At 47.0% G+C, this 23010-nt stretch carries 24 protein-coding genes; 8 read left to right on the top strand and 16 right to left on the bottom strand.

Going from position 1 to position 23010, the window contains the following annotated elements; genetic code table 11:
- Positions 1–3: 3 nt before the first annotated feature.
- The 6 genes from ACBP46_RS06190 to ACBP46_RS06215 all read right to left on the bottom strand — a co-directional run bounded on the left by ACBP46_RS06190 (position 4) and on the right by ACBP46_RS06215 (position 5245).
- Entirely contained in the window at positions 4–1200 is a 1197-nt protein-coding gene (locus tag ACBP46_RS06190; RefSeq protein ID WP_371015867.1) for an efflux RND transporter periplasmic adaptor subunit, read from the bottom strand.
- Between the two features lie 129 nt (positions 1201–1329).
- Positions 1330–2124 carry an ABC transporter ATP-binding protein gene (locus tag ACBP46_RS06195; RefSeq protein WP_371015868.1) on the bottom strand — a complete coding sequence of 265 codons (795 nt, stop codon included), beginning with the start codon at positions 2122–2124 and terminating at the stop codon, positions 1330–1332.
- A 5-nt stretch (positions 2125–2129) separates the two neighbouring features.
- On the bottom strand, positions 2130–3020 hold the full coding sequence (locus tag ACBP46_RS06200; protein WP_371015869.1) for an ABC transporter permease: 891 nt from the start codon (positions 3018–3020) through the stop codon (positions 2130–2132).
- A 68-nt stretch (positions 3021–3088) separates the two neighbouring features.
- Positions 3089–4057 carry an ABC transporter substrate-binding protein gene (locus ACBP46_RS06205; RefSeq protein WP_371015870.1) on the bottom strand — a complete coding sequence of 323 codons (969 nt, stop codon included), beginning with the start codon at positions 4055–4057 and terminating at the stop codon, positions 3089–3091.
- A gap of 180 nt (positions 4058–4237) precedes the next feature.
- The gene (locus tag ACBP46_RS06210) at positions 4238–4990 is read right to left on the bottom strand and encodes a spermidine synthase (RefSeq protein WP_371015871.1); all 753 of its coding nucleotides are present in this window, start codon (positions 4988–4990) and stop codon (positions 4238–4240) included.
- Positions 4991–5098: 108 nt separating this feature from the next.
- A complete protein-coding gene (locus ACBP46_RS06215; RefSeq protein WP_159436808.1) occupies positions 5099–5245 on the bottom strand; it encodes a hypothetical protein in 147 nt (48 codons plus the stop codon).
- A gap of 227 nt (positions 5246–5472) precedes the next feature.
- On the opposite strand from ACBP46_RS06215, the gene xth reads away from it, so the two are divergent.
- From xth to ACBP46_RS06240, 5 genes are read left to right on the top strand one after another with little or no spacing between them, the layout of a single operon-like run.
- The gene (gene xth / locus ACBP46_RS06220; protein WP_371015872.1) at positions 5473–6252 is read left to right on the top strand and encodes an exodeoxyribonuclease III; all 780 of its coding nucleotides are present in this window, start codon (positions 5473–5475) and stop codon (positions 6250–6252) included.
- 31 nt (positions 6253–6283) lie between these two features.
- Positions 6284–6616 carry a hypothetical protein gene (locus tag ACBP46_RS06225; protein ID WP_371015873.1) on the top strand — a complete coding sequence of 111 codons (333 nt, stop codon included), beginning with the start codon at positions 6284–6286 and terminating at the stop codon, positions 6614–6616.
- A 9-nt stretch (positions 6617–6625) separates the two neighbouring features.
- Positions 6626–7273 (top strand): guanylate kinase, encoded by a 648-nt coding sequence (gene gmk, locus ACBP46_RS06230; RefSeq protein ID WP_371015874.1) that lies wholly within the window; start codon positions 6626–6628, stop codon positions 7271–7273.
- Between the two features lie 44 nt (positions 7274–7317).
- Complete coding sequence (gene rpoZ, locus ACBP46_RS06235) at positions 7318–7521, top strand: DNA-directed RNA polymerase subunit omega (RefSeq protein ID WP_077733207.1); 204 nt, start codon at positions 7318–7320, stop codon at positions 7519–7521.
- Positions 7522–7540: 19 nt separating this feature from the next.
- Positions 7541–9811, top strand: a complete 2271-nt coding sequence (locus ACBP46_RS06240; protein ID WP_371015875.1) for a RelA/SpoT family protein — start codon at positions 7541–7543, stop codon at positions 9809–9811.
- 2 nt (positions 9812–9813) lie between these two features.
- Here the strand turns inward: ACBP46_RS06240 and ACBP46_RS06245 are convergent, their stop codons facing one another.
- Genes ACBP46_RS06245 through ACBP46_RS06255 form a run of 3 tightly spaced genes read right to left on the bottom strand, consistent with a single transcriptional unit; the run spans position 9814 to position 12864 of the window.
- Positions 9814–10161 carry an AzlD domain-containing protein gene (locus tag ACBP46_RS06245; RefSeq protein WP_371015876.1) on the bottom strand — a complete coding sequence of 116 codons (348 nt, stop codon included), beginning with the start codon at positions 10159–10161 and terminating at the stop codon, positions 9814–9816.
- Positions 10151–10870: an AzlC family ABC transporter permease gene (locus ACBP46_RS06250; protein ID WP_371015877.1), complete on the bottom strand. Its 720-nt coding sequence runs from the start codon at positions 10868–10870 to the stop codon at positions 10151–10153. Before ACBP46_RS06250 ends, ACBP46_RS06245 begins: the two co-directional genes overlap by 11 nt.
- 56 nt (positions 10871–10926) lie before the next feature.
- Positions 10927–12864, bottom strand: coding sequence for a SurA N-terminal domain-containing protein (locus ACBP46_RS06255; protein ID WP_371015878.1), 1938 nt, complete (start codon positions 12862–12864; stop codon positions 10927–10929).
- A 157-nt stretch (positions 12865–13021) separates the two neighbouring features.
- Here ACBP46_RS06255 and ugpQ point away from each other — a divergent pair, with 157 nt between their 5' ends.
- Entirely contained in the window at positions 13022–13780 is a 759-nt protein-coding gene (gene ugpQ / locus ACBP46_RS06260; RefSeq protein ID WP_371015879.1) for a glycerophosphodiester phosphodiesterase, read from the top strand.
- Between the two features lies 1 nt (position 13781).
- Here ugpQ and ACBP46_RS06265 read toward each other — a convergent pair whose 3' ends face one another.
- On the bottom strand, positions 13782–14516 hold the full coding sequence (locus ACBP46_RS06265; RefSeq protein WP_371016055.1) for a pseudouridine synthase: 735 nt from the start codon (positions 14514–14516) through the stop codon (positions 13782–13784).
- A 117-nt stretch (positions 14517–14633) separates the two neighbouring features.
- On the opposite strand from ACBP46_RS06265, the gene ACBP46_RS06270 reads away from it, so the two are divergent.
- Complete coding sequence (locus ACBP46_RS06270; protein WP_371015880.1) at positions 14634–15851, top strand: MFS transporter; 1218 nt, start codon at positions 14634–14636, stop codon at positions 15849–15851.
- Positions 15852–15859: 8 nt separating this feature from the next.
- Here the strand turns inward: ACBP46_RS06270 and ACBP46_RS06275 are convergent, their stop codons facing one another.
- Complete coding sequence (locus tag ACBP46_RS06275) at positions 15860–16198, bottom strand: P-II family nitrogen regulator (RefSeq protein ID WP_371015881.1); 339 nt, start codon at positions 16196–16198, stop codon at positions 15860–15862.
- Between the two features lie 40 nt (positions 16199–16238).
- The gene (locus ACBP46_RS06280) at positions 16239–17540 is read right to left on the bottom strand and encodes a mechanosensitive ion channel family protein (protein WP_371015882.1); all 1302 of its coding nucleotides are present in this window, start codon (positions 17538–17540) and stop codon (positions 16239–16241) included.
- Positions 17541–17642: 102 nt separating this feature from the next.
- On the opposite strand from ACBP46_RS06280, the gene argH reads away from it, so the two are divergent.
- Complete coding sequence (gene argH, locus ACBP46_RS06285; protein WP_371015883.1) at positions 17643–19049, top strand: argininosuccinate lyase; 1407 nt, start codon at positions 17643–17645, stop codon at positions 19047–19049.
- 70 nt (positions 19050–19119) lie between these two features.
- Here argH and rlmD read toward each other — a convergent pair whose 3' ends face one another.
- The 4 genes from rlmD to surE are packed head-to-tail and all read right to left on the bottom strand — an operon-like array spanning position 19120 to position 22942.
- The gene (rlmD, locus tag ACBP46_RS06290; RefSeq protein WP_371015884.1) at positions 19120–20478 is read right to left on the bottom strand and encodes a 23S rRNA (uracil(1939)-C(5))-methyltransferase RlmD; all 1359 of its coding nucleotides are present in this window, start codon (positions 20476–20478) and stop codon (positions 19120–19122) included.
- A gap of 21 nt (positions 20479–20499) precedes the next feature.
- Positions 20500–21360 carry a peptidoglycan DD-metalloendopeptidase family protein gene (locus ACBP46_RS06295; protein ID WP_371015885.1) on the bottom strand — a complete coding sequence of 287 codons (861 nt, stop codon included), beginning with the start codon at positions 21358–21360 and terminating at the stop codon, positions 20500–20502.
- Positions 21361–21375: 15 nt separating this feature from the next.
- A complete protein-coding gene (locus ACBP46_RS06300) occupies positions 21376–22167 on the bottom strand; it encodes a protein-L-isoaspartate(D-aspartate) O-methyltransferase (protein ID WP_371016056.1) in 792 nt (263 codons plus the stop codon).
- Positions 22168–22198: 31 nt separating this feature from the next.
- Positions 22199–22942, bottom strand: coding sequence for a 5'/3'-nucleotidase SurE (gene surE, locus ACBP46_RS06305; RefSeq protein WP_371015886.1), 744 nt, complete (start codon positions 22940–22942; stop codon positions 22199–22201).
- Between the last annotated feature and the right edge of the window lie 68 nt (positions 22943–23010).

The raw sequence follows: 23010 nt of genomic DNA on the forward strand, positions 1-23010 counted from the left end.
AATTTATCCGTTATCAGCAGTGGTAGAAGCCGCGGGTGTTTCTGAGTCAGCCCCGTCCTGCCATGGCATCGGTTGCACTGGTGCGCCAGGACGAATTTTTTGGAAACCCGCCACAATAACAGTCGCCCCTGGCTCTAGCCCTTCGGTCACCATAATACGACCGTCGACTTGGTTACCTAGTTTGACAGGTACAGCTTTAACCACCCCTTCTTCAACCACCATGAGTGAGGTGGCACCATTAGTCGCATATTGCACGGCCTGTGTTGGCACCAATAATGCATTCTCGCTAATTGCTTGCTCTAGGCGCACACGCACAAACATACCTGGCAGCAAGTCGTGATTGGGATTGGGGAACAAAGCACGCATGTTTAGCTGACCGGTTGATGGGTCGACGGCAACCCCAGAAAACAGCAGTTTGCCCTGCTCTGAGTACTCGCTGCGATCATCGAAAATTGCTTTAACAGGGGCTTGGCCTTGATCATCGGCTTTGAGTTTGCCCTCTGCTATGGCTTTACGTATGGCAAGCACTTCGCCAACGGGACGACTAATATCCACATATAGCTCGTCAATGCGTTGGATGGTTGCTAAATGGGTAGCTTGGGTAGCACTAACCAACGCGCCCTTAGTGATTTCAGCTTTACCTATACGACCACTGATTGGGGCTGTCACTTTGGTATAGCCCAAATTAATGTCTGCCGTTTTCAAGCCAGCTTTAGCTAATTCAATATTGGCCCGACTTTGTTGCACTTCAGCCATAGCATTGTCGTATTCTTGGCGGCTGATGGCGTTTTCGTTAATTAATTTGCCATAGCGCTGCGCTAAGGAGTTAGCTGTTTTGGCCGCTGCCTCTGCGTTTCTTACTTGTGCTAACGCTTGGTCTCGTGCAGCCACATACGGAGCAGAGTCAATAGTAAAGAGCAAATCACCTTCTTTGACTTCGGCACCTTGTTCAAAGTTAATGGCCTCTACCACCCCGTTAACACGGGCACGCACCTGGGCTTCCTCGATGGCTTCTACACGGCCTGGTAACTCGACAAAAATAGGAGTGACCTCAGGTTGTACCTGCACCACATTTACAGGTATTTTCATGCCCGCCATATCTTGCTGTTGTGGTTTTTCACCACACGCGGCCACTAAAAGCGTGGCCGAAATCAGAACTACGCGTAGCGGGTGCCACGCCACACGGCGAACATTAGACATGGATTAACTCCTGAGGTTTAGGTAAAACAACATAGTAATAACTTGAACACATACCCAAACTTGTTAATTAAAATTAATAACGCAGAAAAACATCGGCGCCGTTAAGGCGCCGATGCGAGTGGTAAGCAATTAACCGAGCAATAAAGCATCATCGGTAATTGTTTCCCCCCTCACTTTTTCAAACATAGCCAGTAAATCGGGGACTTGCAGTCCTTGGCGCTCGGGGCCGCTGACATCAAGAACAACCTGTCCTTGATGCAACATAACAGTTCGGTCACCCACTTCAAGGGCCTGCTTCATGCTATGAGTCACCATCATCGTGGTAAGTTGACCTTCGGTTACTATACGCTCAGTCAGCTCAAGTACAAAGTCGGCTGTGCGTGGATCTAGCGCAGCGGTATGTTCATCTAGCAGTAATATACGCGAAGGTCTTAGGGCCGCCATCAATAAACTAACGGCTTGACGCTGCCCACCTGATAATAACCCAATTCGATCTGTTAGACGATTTTCTAAGCCAAGTCCTAATATTTCCAAACGCTCGCGGAATTCGTCGCGCATAGAAATTTTGACTGCTCCGCTAAGACGCCTTGGGATGCCTCGGCATGATGCTAAGGCCATATTTTCTTCGATGGTGAGGTCTTCGCACGTTCCCGCCATGGGGTCTTGGAATACCCGCGCCACATACTGAGCCCGATTCCAAACAGGCATAGATGTTACATCTATATCATCAATTAGAATCTTACCCGAATCCACTTCCTGATCGCCAGATACCGCATTCAAAAATGTGGATTTTCCAGCGCCATTTGAACCAATCACTGTTACAAATTGACCACTCGGGATGTCTAAACTCATTCCACGCAAGGCTTTGGTCTCGATCGGGGTATCTGGATTAAACGTGAGTTTTAAATTTTGTGCGCTAAGCATGATTTTTATCCTTTTTTACCCGTACGTAAGCGTTTTTTCAGCAGAGGGATAACCAAAGCAATAGTGACCAATATAGCCGTAACCAAGTTGAGATCTTGAGCTTTTAAGCCAATAAAGTCTGCATTGAGCGCCAACGCAATAAAAAATCGATACAGCACTGCGCCAATAATTACCGCTAAGGTGGCATACACCAAACGACGTGAAGGTAAGATGCTTTCCCCTACAATTACAGCGGCCAAGCCAATTACAATCGTGCCGATCCCCATAGAGATATCAGCCCCTCCTTGGGATTGAGCAAATAATGCACCCGCTAAAGCTACCAACGCATTAGATATCGCCATGCCTAATAAGATCATGCTGCCCGTTGCTACGCCTTGTGAGCGAGCCATACGTGCATTGGACCCGGTGGCGCGCATAGCCAAGCCTTTTTGCGTACCAAAAAACCAATCTAAACCGAACTTAGCAATGATAACTACCACCAGTAAAATAAGCGGTCGCGCAATATAATCGCTAAGAGCATCCGGCTGTAATATGGAAAATACCGTGGGCTCCATGATGAGTGGCACATTTGGTTTACCCATGATGCGTAAATTGATGGAGTACAACGCAATCATCATCAAAATACTGGCCAATAAATCCATAATTTTCAAGCGCACGTTTAACCAACCGGTAACCATACCCGCACATGCACCAATCAAGGTAGCAATTGCAGTAGCGCTAAAAGGATCAAAGCCTTGGGTAATTAATGTGGCTGCAACAGCGCCGCCTAGTGGGAAGCTACCGTCAACCGTTAAATCAGGAAAACGCAATATACGAAACGAAATCAGCACACCTAATGCAACCAGGCCAAAAATCAACCCAATTTCTAGTGCACCCCAAATAGAATAGATGGACATTTTGTGTCAGCTCATAAAGAAACAGGCGAGCCCTGCATAAGGGTCGCCTGTGAAGCACATGCTTTTAATTACTCAATGATTTTAGTGGCGGATTGAATAAAGGCTTCATCTAAGGTTACGCCTTGCTTTGCCGCTGCACTGGGGTTCACAAATAACTCGAGCTGATCGCTGGTTTCCGAAGCGATATCACCTGGTTTTTCGCCTTTAAGAACGCGAACTACCATCTTGCCTGTTTGCACACCTAGGTCGTAATAGTTAACGCCTAATGCCGCAATAGCACCACGGCCTACACTGTCGGTATCCGAAGCAATAATAGGAATTTTAGAATCGTTACCTACCTTCACCAAAGCTTCAAATGCAGAAACCACATTGTTATCGGTATTGGTGTAGAACACATCTGCTTTGCCCACGAGGCTGCGAGCTGCTGCCCCCACATCTACTGTACGCGCTGCCGTGGCCTCGACTAAATTCATGTCATTAGCAGAAAGCAGTTCGCGCAGGCGCTCTACCACAACGACCGAATTGGCCTCGCCAGGGTTATAAACCATGCCTACCGTTTTCGCATCGGGGGCTACCTTTTTAATGAGATCGAGTTGCTTTTCAAGCACCAGCATGTCTGAGACACCGCTGACATTCGTTTTTGAAGGTTCCCAGGAAGGAACAAGTTGAGCAGCCACCGGGTCGGTTACCCCTGAATAAAGCACGGGAATGCTTTTGGTTGCAGCCACTACAGCCTGTGCAGAAGGCGTAGAAATAGCTACGATAACGTCCGACTTGTCTCCTACAAACTTACGTGCAATTTGAGAGGCAATAGCTGTATTGCCCTGTGCAGTTTGAAACTGCCACTTCAACCCCTTGTCTTCTGTGTAGCCAGCATCTGCTAAGGCTTGTTTTACACCATCACGAATTGAGTCCAATGCAGGGTGCTCAACAATAGAAGAAACGGACACCACCTGCGCTAATGCAGTGGTAGAGGCCAATATACTGGCACTCAAGGCCAAGCCCACTAAGGATTTAAGTGTTTTGTTGCGTTTCATAGTGAAGCTCCTAAACAATTTTGGGATGCAATAAATACAATTGCGGTCAAGTCTACCTGCTTTTCTATCGAGTAGCCTCGGGTAATAACCCTGTTACGCCAGCAAAGAGTCGCCATTATTAAATACATTTGGACTCAAGCGCTAAAATTGTATCTTTCACTGGCAAAATTATCACCTACTTTATTTAGGTTGAGCGGCAAGTATGGCTTTGGCCCACTGACGCGCAGGAATTTTATAAGCACTTTGAACCTGCTCTGCTTTTTGCATCAGTGAGGCAGCCGTGGTGTGGGCTAAGTGCCCTCCCTTAAAAGCTAAGGCAACGATATTGCCCTCATCTATTTCTGGCAACAACAATACCTGCCCATCAAACGCTGCCATAATATGGTCTATATTTTCATCATAGCTGTGATGCGCACCAAATAAATTGACGCTCATTATGCCGCGCTCAGCCAACACAGCATAACAATGCTGATAAAAGGCTAATGAAGAACACACAGGCCCTTGCGCATGCGCATCGTATAAGTCCACCATCAGCGCGGCATAACGCCCTTGATGTTCTGGTGCACACACCCACTGGGCCGCATCAGCGTGATAAATCGTCGAGCGAGCATGATCCGGCAAGCGAAAAAAGGTTTTACACATCGCTGTTACTCGCGGATTTAACTCCACGGTATGCAGACGCGACGGGGTGTATTTCATACAAAAACGTAACAGCGAGGCCGCCCCTAAGCCCAATATTGCTAAATCGTCTTGGGGTTCGGCATCTTGGAACATCAACCATGCCATCATTTGCTGCGTATACGTCAGCACTAAATCGTGGGGGCGGCTCATGCGCATAGCGCCTTGAATCCACTCCGTGCCAAAATGCAAATAACGAACGCCCTCTTCTTCAGACAGGGTCACATCATTATCATCAATCACAGAATTAGGCATGGCGTTAACAAGCTCCTTGTAGGCATATTTAAATACGTATTGTACTGAGCACAAAACAAAACGCGCAGGCTAAATGCCTGCGCGCTTATGTGTATGAAGACAAAAAACTTAGCTTTTGGCTGTTTTTTTGTTTTCCTGCTCTTGTTCATCAAGCTCGACACGCTCTTCTTGAGTAGCGCGTGCATCGGGTGCAACCCAGTTAAGGGGTTCAATTTCCAATTGCTGGCGACGACGTGTTGGTCGTTTTGTGGCCATGAAACACCTCCTGCTAAAAAATTAAGGGGGTAAGCCCTTTTACCCCCAGCAATAATCATTATAACCGAAATCAATTAAAAAAACCAATCGATACAATAGTTTAGATAAATATGAGCAATGATTCCTCTATATCAAATGCCATCAATAAGCCCTGCTAACTCGATATCGGTTATGATTTAGGTGCAGTTTTTTAACTATGAGTGTGTATTTTTAATAGGGCTTTAGCAGTGAAATTTGCAACATGGAATGTGAACTCTTTACGTGTACGACTCCCCCAAGTACTTGATTGGCTGACAACGCATCCTGTTGATGTACTGTGCCTGCAGGAACTTAAATTGCCCCAAGACAAATTTCCTCTCGAGGCCTTTGCAGAACTAGGCTACCAAGCCCAATGGGCGGGCCAGCCCACCTATAATGGAGTGGCACTAATTAGCAAACAAGCAGGGAGCGATATACAACGCAATATCCCCGGGTTCGAGGATCACCAACAACGTATTATTGCAGCGACCTATCCCAGCTCAGCGGGCCCGATACGGGTAATTAGTGCTTATTGCCCTAATGGTCAAGACCTTGAAAGCGATAAATACGTTTACAAACTAAACTGGTTTGCCGCCTTGCACGACTGGTTACAAGAACAACTTGAACTTTATCCCCTGCTTGCCATTTTAGGCGATTATAATGTGGCCCCAACCGATTTAGATGTGCATGATCCTAAAAAATGGGAAGGCAAGGTGCATGTATCTGCTCCAGAACGAGCTGCTTGGCAAAAACTGATCGACTTAGGTCTTCATGATGCGTATCGATTATTTGACCAAGAGTCCCCAGGTTTTTCTTGGTGGGACTATCGCCGTGGGGCATTTAGACGCGATGCGGGGTTACGTATTGACCATGCTTTGGTATCCAATGCGCTTAAACCACATAGCCAAGCATGCTATGTAGACAAAAACCCGCGTTCAAACGAGCAGCCTTCTGACCACACTCCGGTTATTGTGCAATTTAATTTATAACTACTACCAACGCCCACTACGCGGAGGCCTTATGAGCCCAACCAACCACCTTATTGCTACCTTTGATGAAGGCGCTGTACTTAACCTTTACTTAGACAACTGCCCTGTGCAAGCTTACGTGGTCGTTAGCGAGCCTAACATTGATCTTGTAGCTGACATCGTCCCCAAAGAACGTTTTGAAGCAGATGGCGACATTCATGTGATGGCAGTAGGTCAACCCCAAGACGCAGCAGCCATGATCGAAGATGTCAGCCAAAACATCAATCCGGATGATACGGTTGTTTTTTTATGCTTAGACAAAGCCACTAAAGATGAGGTTTTGGCACAGTTTGGTATTACTCCTGGGCATACCCAGCATCACTAAAGGATTGTTATGTCCACCACTTCTACCGGCCATATTTACCTCGTTGCAGCCCCAAGCGGTGCAGGAAAGTCCAGCTTGGTTAATGCGTTATTAGCAACCGATCCAGATATTATGCTGTCTATCTCTTGCACCACGCGCCCTATGCGCCCAGGCGAAGAAAATGGCAAGCATTACCACTTTATTTCTGTGGATGAGTATCACCGCTTGCGCGACAGCAACAACTTACTTGAGTCAGCCGAGGTGCATGGCAATTTTTACGGCACCCCAGCTCAGCCCGTGCAGCAAGCCTTACAAAACGGGCGTGATGTGTTGCTCGAAATTGACTGGCAAGGTGCCCGCCAAGTTCGTAAACACTTTCCAGAGGCAATTGGTATTTTTATCATACCGCCCTCTATCGAGGCCCTTGAGGAACGCTTACGTAAACGCGGACAAGACGAGGACAAAGTCATTGCACGCCGCTTATTGGCTGCGGGGGGCGAGATGGCACATGTGGGCGAGTTCCAATATGCTATTATCAATGATGACTTTGATGTTGCTCTAACTCAACTACAGTCCATCATTCAGTCAAGTCGGTTGCATACACCAGCTCAGGCACAACGCCATGCAGAGCTATTTAATCAGCTAGGTATTAGCGTTGCGGCCACAGCCGCCTTATAATAAAGATATACTCAATTTATTTACTTACATACAGGTAGACACTTATGGCTCGTATTACGGTCGAAGACTGCTTAAATCAAATTCCAAATCGCTTTAACTTAACCTTGGTTGCGGCTTATCGTGCCCGTGAACTCGCCCAAGGTCATGAGCCGCGCTTAGAAACCAAAAACAAACCTACAGTCACTGCTTTACGCGAAGTGGCCTCCGGCGCGACCGGCTTGGAAATGTTACGCAAAGTACCTACTTAAGTCGTTAGGGGGCTAGGCAATGGCGTTTTCTACTCTTAAAGGTGCTTCATCAGGTTTAATAGCCGTACTGAAAAAAAGCTCTCGTCTAGGCAGACGCAAAGCTGCTGTTTCAGTACCCAAGCTTGAACCCGCTAAAAATACTATTGCCTCATTAGCACCCCTGACCAAAATTATCAGCAAGTACCTAGATCCTGCTGATGTTGAACGTGTACGCGAGGCCTATCGCTTAGCCGACGAGGCACACTTAGGCCAGTTTCGCTCTAGCGGCGAACCTTACATTACCCACCCCATTGCCGTTACGGAAATTTGCGCCGGGTGGAAACTAGATGCCGACTCATTAATGGCTGCTTTGTTGCATGACGTTATCGAAGACCAAGACGTCAGCAAACAAGAGCTCGCCGAAAAATTTGGCACCGATGTGGCTGAAATTGTAGATGGCGTCTCCAAGCTCGAACGCCTCCAATTTGAAACCAAAAGCCAGCAACAAGCCGAAAGCTTTAGAAAAATGCTCTTGGCCATGTCACGCGACGTGCGCGTGATCTTAATTAAATTGGCCGATCGGCTGCATAACATGCGTACTTTAGACGCAGTCAGCCCAGAAAAACAACGCCGAATAGCCAAAGAAACTTTAGAGATTTATGCCCCTATTGCCCACCGTTTGGGACTGAATGCGCTATTTCGTGAACTTCAAGACCGCTGTTTTCAAGCCATCCATCCCAACCGTTATCGGGTGCTACGCAAAGCCCTTTTAGCGGCCCGTGGCAACCGGCGTGATGCTCTTGGTAAAATCAGCGATGCTATTAGCTCAGCCTTACCGGCAGCCGGCATAGAAGCAGAAATCTCAGGCCGTGAAAAATCGCTCTACAGCATTTTTGATAAAATGGTCGAGCAAAAAAAATCTTTTTCAGATGTGCTTGATATCTATGGCTTCCGAATCATTGTGCATACTTTGCCTGAATGCTATTTGGCACTTGGCACCTTGCACCAACTTTACAAGCCCGTCCCCGGCAAATTTAAAGACTATATTGCCATTCCCAAAATAAATGGCTATCAGTCATTGCATACCACTTTAATTGGGCCCTATGGTACGCCGGTAGAGTTTCAAATCCGCACCCGAGAAATGGACCATGTCGCTGAAGAAGGCGTTGCTTCACATTGGCTTTATAAAGACGAGGACGTTTCTTTAAACGAACTCCAAAAACGCACACACCGTTGGCTTCAATCCTTACTTGATATCCAAAGTCAAACCGGGGATTCCAGCGAGTTTCTAGATCACGTGAAAGTCGATCTCTTTCCCGACGCGGTCTATGTGAACACCCCGCATGGTAAAATTATTTCTTTACCACGCGGTGCTACGCCTATTGATTTTGCTTACACTATCCACTCGGATATTGGTAATCACGCCGTCGCAGCCAAAATTAACGACGAATACGTATCACTGCGTAGTGAACTCAAAAGCGGTGATATGGTGGAAATCATTACATCCCCCGCCGCACGACCTAGCGCACAATGGCTCAACCACGTTCGCACAGGGCGCGCGCGTTCAGAAATCCGTCATTATTTACGCACGGTACAGTACGAGGAATCCGTTGCTTTTGGCCGTCGTCTGCTAAAACAAGCACTCAGCGATTTAGGCATAGACATGCCTACCGACGACGACCCAACTTGGTCTGTGCTCATTAAAAGCTCTGGGGCTACAACACGCGAAGAAATCCTCGCTGATATTGGTTTAGGCAAACGCTTAGCCGCTGTGGTTGCACGCCGCTTTATTAATGACAACCCCTTACTCAAAACCACGGCAGCTGCTGTGGATGAGTTCACCTCAAATGCCCGAGCTCCTGTCGTAATCCAAGGCAACGAGGGCCAAGCAGTTCAATTAGCCCCCTGCTGTGGCCCGCTACCTGGCGACGCTATTATAGGTGGCATTCGTATGGGCCATGGTTTGGTGGTTCATATGGCTGACTGCGCCATAGCACAACGTCAACAAAGCAAAGAGCCCGAGCGCTGGATTCCCGTTATTTGGGACACTAAAACAGCACGCCATCTGTCCACACGCTTAGATGTTACCGTTCTAAATGAACGTGGTGTACTGGGTCGTCTGGCAGCCGCAGTCACTGATGCGGATTCCAATATCCTGCATTTAACCATGCCCGATGAAGACAGCAGTGCCACGGCCTTGTTGCACTTAACTCTTCAAGTCGATAGTCGCAACCATTTAGCTCAAGTCATTCGCACCATGCGTCAGGTACCTCAGGTGCAAAAAATAGCTCGCACCAAAGGTCAAACTTAAACTTAACTTTGCACCACAAGGACTAAGCCATAGCTCACCACCCCAATTAAGGTGGTGAGAATGGCGTTTTTCTGCCAAAGACGGCTTAGCATCATAGCGCCTAAAGCTAATCCAATACGCAACTCATCCGATTGCGCACTCCAACGGTGGGCTGAGTCAGTTAGCCCCACTAAAGACACCACCAATAACGCCACAATCGCAGCAGGGCCTAGCGCACTGAGAACATACCTAACTAACGGACGCTGAAACACAGTCTCTAGGCTTGCATACCACCGCATAGGCAAATAACGCAACAAATACGTGCCTAAGCCTGCCCCTATCAACAACATAATTAATGCATTATGACCCATGTCGGCCCCTTCTTGACTGACTCATAAAAGCCCAAATACAACCCACCACCATTCCTATAATTAAACTACTATGGGCGGCAAAGAAAAAACTGCTGAGCCAAGTGCTAATTGCTGCGGCAGCTAATAAACGCTTGTCTACACTGGTCATCATGTCCAGCAACAAGGCAAAGAATAAGGCGGGCAATACAAAAGCTAATGTTTGCTGCAATATAGGAAAATGGCTCAGCCAATCGCTAGCCAAATAAGCCCCTACAGCTGTACCTATAACCCAAGAGCTATACGCTCCCAGTTGCAAGCCCATATACCAATAAGCCTTAGGCGCTATGGTAAGCTGAGATAAACGTGCTCGCGCAGCAGCAAACACCTCGTCGGTTAAACCAAACGCCATCACTGCATACGGTTTGGGCTCTGGGTTATGGCTGCTAAACTGACTCAATAAAGCCGGTCCGTAAAACACATGACGCAAATTAACCGCAATAACAATAAGCACCATAGTCCAAACGTCGGTGTGCTGAGCAATTAAAAGCAATAAAATGAATTGGCTCGCACCTGCGTAAATGCACACAGAAATTAACACCGCCATCCACGGCGCTAAGCCTGCACTGATAGCCGCAACACCAAAAGACACCGCCACAGGAAAGTAGCCCAACATAATAGAGCTACTGTCCCAAAGCCCTCTGTTAAATGCCAATCGCATAAATAAACTCAAAAAAGCCCCTAACAGCAGAGCCGCTTAGGGGCTTAAAGATCAAAAATAAAACGAAGTTACTCTATTTCAGCTGCCATAGCGGTTTCTGCCGCTGGCAGTTGCTTGACATTCAACTGCTCACGTAAGGCTGCCATAAAGCTTTGTTCTTGGACGTCACTCCAGATTTGTTGGAGCTGAACGTGAATGGCTTCGGATACCATTGGATCAATTTGACCTTGTTCTTGACCAATGACCTTAATCAGCTGATAGCCTTGGGCCAAATCCACACCTACATAAGCAGGAAGTGTGGTTGTATCAACTGCCATTAGTGCATCAAGACTGCTTTTGGCTATTTGACCTGGCTCGATACGACTTACAGCCTGCTCATCGGAAAATTCAACCTGCGCCGCATCACCTGCTTGCAATGCAGCCAAGAACGTTTGTCCTGCATTTCGAGCTGCAGCCACCGCTTTTTCTTGGAGCAACATGTTTTCTACTTCGTCATGAACTTGAGCTAGTTCAGGCACATGCGCCGGCACAAACTCATTAACACGCACAGCAACAATAGTATCGGAAGCAATCTCAACTACGCCCGCATTTTGTTTGTCTTGGAGCGACTGTGGCGCATACAAAGCACGGCGTACCCGTGGATCCTCAAGCAAGTCTTTGTGTTCGGAAGCCTCGGTGCCTAGCTGTTTTGCATCTAGCACACGCTCACGCGCCACCCCTTGGGCTTGTAAAATAGGAAGACCTAACGCATCTGCGGCTGCTTGTAGGCTTTCTGGACTTTCATAAACCATATGGGTCAGCTTAGTAGCCATTTCCGCAAAGTTCTCGGCGGCTAATTGTTGGCGTACCTCGTTGGTAATTTCGTCTTTAACGGTTTCAAAAGCTTGACCATGTTGTGGTTGGTAGTCATTTGCTTTAAAAATATGATAGCCATCGGGGCCTTCAATTACACTAGACACCTCGCCTTTTTTCAAAGCAAAAACGGCGTCTTGAAGTACAGCAGGCCAGTTGCCATGAGTAATCCACCCTAGCTCGCCCCCACTATTTGCGCTGCCTTTGTCCTGGGAGTGCTCTTTGGCCAGTTCAGCAAACTGCGCTGGATTCGCTTGGGCTTGTTGAGCCAGCTCTTTAGCCTGTTGCTGCACAGACTGATGCTGGGCATTGTCTTTTCCTGGCTGCAACAAAATATGGCTCAGATGAATACGCGCAGGTGATACAAAACGTGCTTTATTTTGCTCGTAGTACGCTTTCAAATCGTCATCTTTGACCTCGGCCACACTTTTTACAGCCGCCGCTTCGTTTAACAGCACATAATCCACATTGACGTAATCGGGTAAACGCAGACTGTCTTGATTGGCCTCGTACCACGCTTTGATTTCGTCCTCGGAGACGGTTTGCTGACTAAGTAAGTCTTGAGCACGAATGGTATGTGTTTGTACTAAACGTGTTTCTACTAGTACATTTTCTAGCTCTTTCACAACAAACTCTGGCAAAACAGCACTTTGAACCACAGGGGTAATAACGCGGCTTAGGGCAAGCTCGGCCCGCTGAGACTGTTCAAAGTCTTTGCTGTTAATCCCTTGTTGAGCCAATAGCATGTTATAGAGTTCAGGTGAAAAAACGCCATTTTCCTGAAGATCTGGGTTGGCTGCAATGGCTTGACGTAAAGCCGTATCTGATACACTGAATCGGTCTTTAGTAGCAATTTCAATCAAAGCTCTACGATCAACCAATGAGTCGAGTAACTGCTGCTTTGCAACGGGCGTTTCTACCAGAGCAGGATCAAATCCGCCCCCCATTGAGCGTTGAAGCTGGCTAAGCTGATTACGACGGGCTAAATCGTATTCTTGGGCAGTTACGGCTTGATCGCCCACGATGACTAAGTCTTCGTCACCTGATACGTAGTTGGTATAGCCACTGACACCAATCAACACAAACGATGGCAAAATTAAAACCAATAACACCAACTGCATCAAACGTTGATGTTTACGAATAAAATTGAACATGAATCACCTATTAGGGGCAGGCTGCATACACACCCTTTGATTAGTTACTTAGCCAAAGAGTTTACCACTTTAGCTGTAATATGCAGCCCCTAAAATAGAGAGCAAGCAGTAAAATACGGTTATTCTACTGTAAACCTTTTATTAATGAACACGTTTTATGAGCCAAATCATGTCCCCGTGGCCTTATCCCACCCTTATTGCTCACCGCGGAGCCGGAAAGCACGCCCCAGAAAATACCCTAGCTGCTATGCGTTTAGGCGCTGAGCACGGTTTCACCATGATGGAATACGACGTCAAGCTTAGCCAAGACGGTGCCCCTATTTTATTGCACGATGACACCATCGACCGCACCTCAAACGCATCGGGCTTAGCCAGTTCGTATACCCTAGCTGAGCTCTTACAATTTGACTTTGGCGCTTGGTTAAAAGCGGAGTACGTGGCCGAGCCTATTGCTACCTTAGACGCCATTGCCGCTTTTACTATCGCACGAAACATTCATAGCAATATAGAAATTAAGCCTGAAACGGGCTTTGAAGCGGAAACGGGTGCCAAGATTGCTCGACTTGCTCTACAGTTGTGGCAAAACGCTACCTTGCCCCCGTTGCTGTCCTCTTTTTCCGAGGTAGCCCTCGCTGCTGCTAAGCTTAGCGCCCCTACCTTGCCCCGAGCTTTGCTAATTGAAGGCGAAGTGCCGACCGATGTATTTACACGCCTAGAGGCGCTGGAGTGCGTAGCGCTTAATCTAGATGACCGCTACACTACCCAGGCGCTGGTTACAGAGGCCAATGCCAAAGGCTATGCAGTCTGTGTTTGGACCGTAAATGATGCTGCACGCGCACGCGAGCTAATCAAATGGGGCTGCAAAGGCATTTTTACTGACGCCATTGATACCATAGCCCCTCAATACAATTTTTAATTTAGAAAAAGCGCTCACCGGGTTTAACGTAGCGCCATTGTCCTTCAGGCAAGTCCCCTAGCACTACGTTACCCATGCGCACACGCTTCAAACCAACCACACGCAAGCCTACCATCTCGCACATACGGCGAATTTGGCGTTTTTTCCCCTCACGTAATACAAAGCGCAATTGATCTTGATTCAACCAGCTTACCTTGGCAGGTCGTAACTCATCACCATCTAAAGTTAAGCCATGATTTAATAAGGCCAAACCTCTTTCATCCAAGCTTCCTGTTACGCGAACTAGATATTCCTTATCAATGGGGGAGTCTTCACCAATTAGCTGTCGTGCAATTCGGCCATCTTGCGTTAAGACCAAAAGGCCTTGCGAATCAATGTCCAAGCGTCCTGCTGGTGCTAAACCACGCAAATGCGCAGGATCAAAACGAGGCGCTTTTTTATCACGCCCTTTGAATTGATTGTGTGCCTGAATTAAAGACACAGCATTTTTATAGCCTTTTTCAGCTTGGCCTGACACATAACCAACAGGTTTGTTGAGCACAATGGTGACACGCTGCGTTTGTTTTTCACGCGCCGTGCGATGCAGCGTGATTTTAGCCAAGGGCGAGGCTTTTTGGCCCAGCACGGCCTTTTGACCATCTACACTGACCCAACCACGCTCAATGAATGCATCGGCTTCACGACGCGAGCACATGCCACGATCGGCCATGATTTTTGAAATGCGAATTTCCATAATTTACTTTTAATTGGCTAAACCAATTCATTAAACCTTGATTTAAGCACTATAGTGATGAGTTATAGCTTAGAGTTATAACTTTAATTCGAAGCCATTCATTAACCCAATAAGATTGCTATGAACACTTCACGTTTTACCGGCCCACGCCGTCAGAATGCAAAACTACTAGTGGGTCTACAAGCCCTAGGCGGTGCCAACCCAGCAGTAGTGGTTGCTTTGGGTGGGCTTGTAGGCAGCCAGCTTGCGACCAATCCCGAACACGCTACCATTCCTGTTAGTCTTTTTAATTTAGGCATGGCCTTAGGTATTTTACCTGCCGCTTTCTTTATGCGTAAGCTAGGGCGTCGCCGCGCTTATTTTATTGGCTCGCTATTAGGCATTGGAGGTGGCTTGGTCGCTTTTACAGGCATCACCCAAAGCTCGTTCCTTGTGTTTTGCTTGGGCACTATTTTAGCGGGTTTCTATTCATCATACGTACAAAATTATCGCTTTGCTGCCGCAGACAGCGTAGCGGCTCCGTGGCGTCCGAAAGTGATTGCATGGGTAATGCTAGGTGGCTTAGTAGCGGCTGTGCTTGCCACACAAGTTATATTAAACACTCGCGACCTCTGGCCTAACACGCCATTTGCTGCCACCTTTTTAGCACAGGCTGGCCTGGCTGCTTTGGCTCTGCCCTTGATTTTCTTTTTACGTGACGAGCTAATGAGCTCTAACACTGTGGTAAGTTCACATCAATCTAGCCCAGCGCGTCCTTTGTCGCAGATTTTAAAAAACCCACGCTTTATCATTGCGGTGCTAACTGGGATGGTGTCGTATAGTTTAATGAGCTTCATGATGACTGCTTCCCCCATAGCAATGGTTGGCTTTGGGCATAGCGTAGAAGACTCAACCTTGGGCGTGCAATGGCATATTCTAGCTATGTTTGCGCCTAGTTTTTTTACCTCAAAACTCATTGAGCGTTTTGGAAAAATCCCCGTCACTTTAAGCGGTATTGCCCTACTTGGCGGCGCCAGTATAGCTGCCCTAAGCGGCCTAAGCGTGATGCATTTTTGGCTAAGTCTCATTTTGTTGGGAATAGGCTGGAATTTCAGCTTTATCGGGGCCACTACCCTTGTCACCGACTGTTACGAGGCATCAGAAACCAGCAAAGTCCAAGCGCTCAACGACTTCTTAATTTTTGGCTCAGTCGCCTTGTCGTCTTTTTCCTCTGGAAATCTGCTAGCCCAATACGGTTGGACTCAGCTAAATATTTGGAGCTTTCCTGTTATAGGGCTAGTTAGCATGGCATTATTATTTCATTGGCACTTAGACCGGAGCCAGCCTACTGCCAGCTAACAGCAAAACTATATTGCCGCCACCCCAGTTTCGCCTGTACGAATACGAATTACTTGTTCTACAGGCGTAACAAAAATCTTGCCATCGCCAATTTTTCCTGTTTGTGCGGCACGGATAATAGCTTCAATTACAGCATCGCACCTATCTGCTGCCACAATAATATCAAGCCGAATTTTAGGCAGAAAATCGACAACATACTCGGCACCGCGGTAAAGCTCTGTGTGACCTTTTTGACGCCCAAACCCTTTGACCTCTGTAACCGTTAACCCACTGATATCAAGCTCGCTAAGCGCCTCGCGGACTTCATCCAGTTTAAAAGGTTTGATAATGGCGGTGACTTGCTTCATCTTTTCCTATAACAAAAATAAGTAATGGCATATAGTAGCATTAAGCGTCACGCAACATTTCTTTTGTGTGCTTTAAATGCTCTGAGTTGGATTGAAAACCATAACGAAAATCAGACCCAGCAGGTGCCTGGTAAAGACGTAGCCCCATTTCAGGCAAAATAGCTAATAAATGATCAAAAATATCGCCCTGCAAGCGCTCGTAGTTCACCCAAGCAGTATCTTGACTAAAACAATACACCTCAATAGGGATTCCTTCGGCGGAAGGCTCCATCATACGTACCATCATGATCATATCTGGGTGCACGCCTTGTTTTTGTTTAATATACGCATCGGCATAGGCCCTAAACGTGCCGATGTTTGTTAAACGACGCTCGTTTACTGGATCAGTGCCCTCTTCAAGCAACTCTTGATTAAATGCCTGCATGTCTTGTTCTTTTTGGCGCAAGTAACCGTCTAGTAAAGCAAAACGCTTTAGGTTTTCTAAATCGTCTGTATTCAAAAAACGCACCGTACTCGCATCAATACGTAGACTACGTTTAATACGACGCCCTCCTGACTCGAACATATGACGCCAGTTTTTATAGCTACCTGAAAATAACTGATACGTGGGAATAGTTGTGACGGTTTTATCCCAGTTTTGTACCTTTACGGTATGCAAAGCCATATCAATCACAAACCCATCTGCCCCTGTTTGTGGCATTTCGATCCAATCACCAATGCGCAACATATCGTTAGAGTTAAGTTGCGAGCTGGCCACCACAGAGAGCAGCGTATCTTTAAAAACCAATAGCAACACAGCAGACAAAGCCCCTAGCCCCGATATCATGAGCATAGGAGAACGATCCACTAAGATAGAAATAATTAAGATGCTTGCGACCCCCCAGACTGCTAGCCGCGCAACCTGAATATACCCTTTAGTCGACGCTTTACTTTGATCTTGGGATAGGTCTTTAATGTCTTGCCAACACAATAAAAGGCCACTGATCGCCTTAAAAAGGAAAAAACAGACAATACTTAATATGATTCGCACTAAAAAATGCAACATATCTGGGCTCAAAGGCATCATGCCAATGCCCGTGGCCGTAATAAGCAAAGGAATAGCAGTAGACAAGCTATTTATAATGCGCCGTGCCACCAGTAAATCCAGCCATTTCTTTTGCTTCATACGAATCAGAGCTTTTGTAACGACCGAACTTAAAACCCGCTGCGTCACAAGACGCAACAACACAAACAACACGCATAAAAACAATAAGCCAGCTACAACTTGCATCCATGTCTCGGGCAAATACCGATAAATCCAGTCTTTTACCGGCCACGTGCTTACATCTAATGTGTTTTCCATTAATGCTCTTCTTTTGGTGTACAAACTAAAAATCACAAAACGGGCAGAGGTAAAAAGGTTAACATAGAGTTATTGATCTGATCTCCACTTTACTTACACTCTATGTCTAATCAATCCAATAATCAAAACCAATTTGCGAACAAATCCCAAGCCTGGTCTGCACGTTTTACCGAACCTGTTTCGGACTTAGTAAAACGCTATACCGCTTCCGTAGATTTTGACAAGCGTCTGGCTCTTTTTGATATTCAAGGTTCTTTGGCTCATGCTCATATGCTAGCAACAGTAGGCGTGATCAGTAAGGAAGACCAACAAGATATCGAGCGTGGCATGCAACAAATTATCGGCGAAATTGAAGCCGGGCAATTTGAATGGCTGCTTGACCTAGAAGACGTTCACCTAAACATTGAAAAACGTTTAGTAGAAATTATTGGTGATGCAGGCAAGCGCTTACACACTGGGCGCTCGCGCAATGACCAAGTGGCCACGGATATTCGTCTTTGGTTGCGTGCCGAAATTGACCAAAGCACACAACTACTGGTGGAACTACAAAAAAACCTTGCTGCACTAGCCTTAGAGCATGCCGATACCATTTTACCCGGCTTTACTCATTTGCAAGTCGCTCAACCGGTTACTTTTGGGCACCACTTGTTGGCGTATGCTGAAATGTTTAACCGCGACCACGAACGTTTGCTGGACTGTCGCAAACGTGTAAACCGCCTTCCACTCGGCGCAGCTGCTTTAGCTGGTACCTCATATCCTATCGACCGCGAGCTCACCGCTCAACTGCTTGGCTTTGATGATGTGTGTCGCAACTCCTTAGATGCGGTGTCCGATCGAGATTTTGCTATCGAATTCTGTGCCGCTGCCGCTTTAATCATGACGCATATTTCGCGTTTATCCGAAGAGCTAATTATCTGGATGAGCCCACGTGTCGGCTTTATTGAGCTTGCTGATCGCTTTTGCACAGGCAGCTCCATCATGCCTCAAAAGAAAAACCCCGATGTACCTGAACTAGCACGGGGTAAAACTGGACGCGTAAATGGCCACCTCATTGCCTTGCTTACACTAATGAAAGGCCAGCCCTTAGCCTATAACAAAGACAACCAAGAAGACAAAGAGGGCTTGTTTGATGCTGCAGACACCATCCGTGACACCTTAACTATTTTTGTGGATATGGTATCGGGTATTCGAGTCAAAGCCGATGCAATGCGTGCCGCTGCTTTACAAGGTTATGCCACAGCGACGGACCTTGCTGATTACTTAGTAAAAAAAGGGCTTCCCTTCCGTGATGCTCATGAAACCGTTGCGTTAGCAGTGCGCGAATGCGAACAAAAAGGCTGCGACTTGGCTGACTTGTCATTAACAGAACTTCAAGCATTTCACCCTTCCATAGAAGAAGACATCTTTGGTGTGCTCACTCTAGAGGGTTCTGTGGCCGCTCGTAACCACTTAGGTGGCACGGCTCCTGAACGGGTACGCATTGAAGCGCAACGTATTTTAGAGAGCTAAATCTCTTGTTATGTTACAAAAATGCCCCGTTTTAATGACGGGGCGTTTTGTTTTTTAAAGCAAAAAGAGCTTATTGGGTGGAGTCGTCCTGAAACGGTTTTAGGGGGCCTGTTTGACCTGCTTCAAAAACCGCAATGGATTCAATATGACCCGTATGAGGAAACATATTAATCACACCCGCTGCTTTTAAATCGTAACCACCATGATGCACCAAAATACCCGCGTCTCTGGCTAAGGTTGCCGGGTTACAGGAAACATACACAATACGTTTGGGGCGTTCGGCCAAGCTAAGCTCTGAGTAAGCTTTAGCCACAGCAAAAGCGCCATCACGCGGCGGATCAATAAGCACTCGGTCAAAGTAACCCAACGCCCGTAACCAATGTGCATCCACCTCGAATAAATTTAAGGTGCTAAATTTGGCCTGCTCACTCATGTCGTGCAACGCAGCGGCCTCGGTGGCACGTTGAGTTAATGTACTACTGCCTTCGATACCCACCACCTCTTTGGCAAAACGCGCCATGGGTAAACTAAAATTACCTAAGCCACAAAACAAGTCAGCCACTCGATCTTGGGGCTCAATAGCCAACAACCGCAACGCACGACGAATTAACTCACGATTGATTTGATGATTGACTTGGGTAAAGTCTGCCGGTTTAAAGGGCATTTTTAAACCGTAATCAGGCAGCTCGTAGTACAAACACTCGGCATCCTCTGGATCTAGAGGGTGAGCCGTTTCGGGGCCTTTAGGTTGTAACCACCACACGATATGGTGCTGCTTGGCAAACTCACGTAATGTGTGCAAGTCTGATTCCGTTAGGGGCTCCATATGACGCAAAGTCAATACCGTGCAGTCGTCCCCCACTGCTAACTCAATTTGGGGAATACGGTCGGGCCTAGATAAGGTGCTTAGGCTGGTACGCAGAGGGCGTAATAGCTTGGATACATGTTTAGGAATTACCAAACATTGATCCATATCGACCACATAACGCCCATTTCGCTCTCTGAACCCCACTAACATGCCGCCTTTTTTTTGTACAAAACGGGCAGAAAAGCGTGCTCTAAAACGATAACCAAAATACGGTCCGTGCATAGCTGCCAAAAGCTGCTTAGGTCGGACTTTGCCTATATGATTAAAAGCATCCTCTAGGGCGCGCTGTTTAATAGCCACTTGAGCGGTGGGCTCTAGATGCTGCATTAAGCACCCCCCACACACACCAAAATTAGGACAGGGTGGTTCGACCCGTTGTGCTGACGGGCGTACCACTTCGATGAGTTTGGCTCGATTATAACTGGGCTTTTGGCGTGTTATTTGTGCGCGGACGAGTTCACCGGGCAAAGCCTCATCAATAAATACCACCTTACCATCGGCTTGGTGTGCTACACCTCGACCCTCAAGGTCTAAGGACTCTACTTCTAATAAATCGCTCATAGTCGGCGTCACAACTGAAATTTAACGTTCGGGTAAATAAGATAATGGGTTGACGGGTGTGCCACGACGACGGATCTCAAAATGCAAACGAGGCGATGTGGTATCACTTTGGCCTAGCGTAGCAATACGTTGACCTTTTTTAATTTCCTGTCCTGTTTTGACAATCAGCGAGTCATTATGCGCATAGGCGGTAATAAAACCGTTGCTATGACCTAATAAAATAAGATTACCTAAACCTCGTACACCGTTACCGGCATACATGACTTTGCCATCTGCAGCAGCGTTAACGGCATCACCGACATTGCCTTCTAGGTCTATACCTTTTGTGCTCGCGGTAAAGCTTTGGATGATTTTGCCATTGGTGGGCCATCCCCAATTGATTAAATTGGCATCACTTGCCCGTGGCGATTTGGTCGATACACTGGCAGAACTGGTTGGACTGGTACTGCTAGATGAGGTTACGGGAGATGAGGTTGCTGCGCCCGAATCTGAGCTGCTAGCAGGGGTGGTACTAGGACGCGATGTGGATGTGCTTGTTTGAGCAACCTGACCAGCGCCATTTACCACCAATACTTGACCAACCCGTAATTGAGAAGGATCTGTAATGTTATTTGCATTGGCAATTGCTTGAACCGTAGTACCATGCTGCTGCGCAATTTTATAAAGCGTATCCCCGACTTGCACCGTGTAATTACCGCCTGTAGTGGACTGAGGCGCACTAGGCGTAGAAGAATGAATATCGGTAATAGGAGCCGGTGTGTTAGTGCTACACCCCGATAGCACCAAAGACATTACCATCGTCCCAGCGACCAACCAACGAGTAGGTTGTCGTATCGATAAAATCGAAGCAGCGGGAGACATAGTCGTACCAGCTTGCTGCATGTTGCTCTCCTAAAATTAAATTTGCGTTCCCGATTTTAATGGAACAAAACGCACAGTTTCGAGTTCGTGACGCTGCCAACGGCTGACGGCGTATCGTCTAATGTAGACCAAACGTTGAGATAAATCACCCTCGGGGGCGACTAAACAGCCCCCGACGGCAAGTTGCTGCAGTAACTGTTCGGGTATTTGCGAGCCTGCTGCTGCCACAATAATGGCATCAAAAGGTGCCGCATCCGCCCAACCCTGTATACCGTCCCCGAATTTTAAACGAACTTGGTCTATTACGCCTAATTCTTGAAGATTCTTGTAAGTGAGGTCATAAAGCGCAGCAATGCGTTCTATCGCATAAACCTCTGGCACTAGGTGCGTTAATACTGCCGTTTGATAGCCGCAGCCAGCGCCTATCTCTAGAACTCGTTTAGGCGTGTGTTCCGACAATAATAATGCGGACATGCGGGCTACCATCCACGGTTGTGAAATAGTTTGCCCGTAACCTATAGGCAAAGCCTCATTCTCATAAGCGCGACTAGCCAGCCCTTGGTCCACAAATAAATGACGCGGCACTTGGCGCATCGCATTCAGTACACGTTGATCTTTGATGCCTGCTAGCTCTAGACGACGAAGCAAATGCTCTTGTGCTCGCTTGGATGTTAAGCCTAAATTTTGATTTGCTGCAGGATTCTGCACCACTTCACTTTGCGTAGTGGCAGGCGACAAAGAAAGAATTTTAGTATTGCTGTTTTTGGACGAAAACAAGGGCTCAGACCGAGTGCGGCCAAATCGATTTAGCTCTCTGCTTGCATTCATTACATACCGATGAGCCCTTGTTTTTTTCATTTTAACTGTGCATCCATGCCTTGGTGCTAGCAAGCTGCTGGTAATCGGTTAAGTCAAAACGCAACGGTGTCACTGAAACCTGTAAATTTTGGGTAGCCCCAAAATCGGTCTCTAGGGCAAAGTCTACGGCTTTGCCTACTGGACCAATCCAATAAATGGGATCGCCATAAGGGGTGGTGCTTTTTACTACGGGCTCAGCGGGATGACGCTTGCCTAGACGCGTTACGGCGTAGCCGTTAAGAGCGGAAAGCGGAACGGCTGGGATATTAATATTTAATAATGTGCCCGCCTCAAGTGGATGTTCACGCGTTTTAAGCACCAGTTCGCGAGCCACCTGAGCTGCAGTATCTAAATGCGCCCACCCTTTTTCGACCAAAGAAAAAGCCAACGCCGGTATTCCAAAAAGATGGCCCTCCATGGCGGCAGCTACTGTGCCTGAATATAAGGTATCGTCACCCATATTGGCCCCGTTATTGATACCCGACACGATTAAATCGGGCTTGAAGTCAAGCAAGCCGGTTAAAGCAATATGAATGCAATCCGATGGCGTACCATTGACATAATAAAAATCATTATGCGCTTTATGTACAGTCAAAGGGCGGGTGAGGGTTAATGAATTTGAAGAGCCACTACAATTGCTTTCAGGGGCAATCACTGTTAAATCGCCTAAATCTGCTAGAGCATGATAAAGCGCTTCGATGCCTGGCGCGTTGTAACCATCATCATTTGCAATTAATATTTTCATTAGTTAACTCATTATTATCCAATACAACTAATTGTACCTGTTTTATTTTGACTCTTAGTTCACTTCAA

The sequence above is a fragment of the Paenalcaligenes hominis genome, assembly GCF_041359055.1.
Classification (GTDB): Bacteria; Pseudomonadota; Gammaproteobacteria; order Burkholderiales; family Burkholderiaceae_B; genus Paenalcaligenes; species Paenalcaligenes hominis_A.

What these genes read in the sequence shown, in the direction of transcription:
- ACBP46_RS06190 (WP_371015867.1), bottom strand. Translation starts at nt 1,200, where the DNA reads ATGTCTAATGTTCGCCGTGTGGCGTGGCACCCGCTACGCGTAGTTCTG.
- ACBP46_RS06195 (WP_371015868.1), bottom strand. Translation starts at nt 2,124, where the DNA reads ATGCTTAGCGCACAAAATTTAAAACTCACGTTTAATCCAGATACCCCG.
- ACBP46_RS06200 (WP_371015869.1), bottom strand. Translation starts at nt 3,020, where the DNA reads ATGTCCATCTATTCTATTTGGGGTGCACTAGAAATTGGGTTGATTTTT.
- ACBP46_RS06205 (WP_371015870.1), bottom strand. Translation starts at nt 4,057, where the DNA reads ATGAAACGCAACAAAACACTTAAATCCTTAGTGGGCTTGGCCTTGAGT.
- ACBP46_RS06210 (WP_371015871.1), bottom strand. Translation starts at nt 4,990, where the DNA reads ATGCCTAATTCTGTGATTGATGATAATGATGTGACCCTGTCTGAAGAA.
- ACBP46_RS06215 (WP_159436808.1), bottom strand. Translation starts at nt 5,245, where the DNA reads ATGGCCACAAAACGACCAACACGTCGTCGCCAGCAATTGGAAATTGAA.
- ACBP46_RS06225 (WP_371015873.1), top strand. Translation starts at nt 6,284, where the DNA reads ATGAGCCCAACCAACCACCTTATTGCTACCTTTGATGAAGGCGCTGTA.
- gmk (WP_371015874.1), top strand. Translation starts at nt 6,626, where the DNA reads ATGTCCACCACTTCTACCGGCCATATTTACCTCGTTGCAGCCCCAAGC.
- rpoZ (WP_077733207.1), top strand. Translation starts at nt 7,318, where the DNA reads ATGGCTCGTATTACGGTCGAAGACTGCTTAAATCAAATTCCAAATCGC.
- ACBP46_RS06240 (WP_371015875.1), top strand. Translation starts at nt 7,541, where the DNA reads ATGGCGTTTTCTACTCTTAAAGGTGCTTCATCAGGTTTAATAGCCGTA.
- ACBP46_RS06245 (WP_371015876.1), bottom strand. Translation starts at nt 10,161, where the DNA reads ATGGGTCATAATGCATTAATTATGTTGTTGATAGGGGCAGGCTTAGGC.
- ACBP46_RS06255 (WP_371015878.1), bottom strand. Translation starts at nt 12,864, where the DNA reads ATGTTCAATTTTATTCGTAAACATCAACGTTTGATGCAGTTGGTGTTA.
- ugpQ (WP_371015879.1), top strand. Translation starts at nt 13,022, where the DNA reads ATGAGCCAAATCATGTCCCCGTGGCCTTATCCCACCCTTATTGCTCAC.
- ACBP46_RS06270 (WP_371015880.1), top strand. Translation starts at nt 14,634, where the DNA reads ATGAACACTTCACGTTTTACCGGCCCACGCCGTCAGAATGCAAAACTA.
- ACBP46_RS06275 (WP_371015881.1), bottom strand. Translation starts at nt 16,198, where the DNA reads ATGAAGCAAGTCACCGCCATTATCAAACCTTTTAAACTGGATGAAGTC.
- ACBP46_RS06280 (WP_371015882.1), bottom strand. Translation starts at nt 17,540, where the DNA reads ATGGAAAACACATTAGATGTAAGCACGTGGCCGGTAAAAGACTGGATT.
- argH (WP_371015883.1), top strand. Translation starts at nt 17,643, where the DNA reads ATGTCTAATCAATCCAATAATCAAAACCAATTTGCGAACAAATCCCAA.
- rlmD (WP_371015884.1), bottom strand. Translation starts at nt 20,478, where the DNA reads ATGAGCGATTTATTAGAAGTAGAGTCCTTAGACCTTGAGGGTCGAGGT.
- ACBP46_RS06295 (WP_371015885.1), bottom strand. Translation starts at nt 21,360, where the DNA reads ATGCAGCAAGCTGGTACGACTATGTCTCCCGCTGCTTCGATTTTATCG.
- ACBP46_RS06300 (WP_371016056.1), bottom strand. Translation starts at nt 22,167, where the DNA reads ATGAATGCAAGCAGAGAGCTAAATCGATTTGGCCGCACTCGGTCTGAG.
- surE (WP_371015886.1), bottom strand. Translation starts at nt 22,942, where the DNA reads ATGAAAATATTAATTGCAAATGATGATGGTTACAACGCGCCAGGCATC.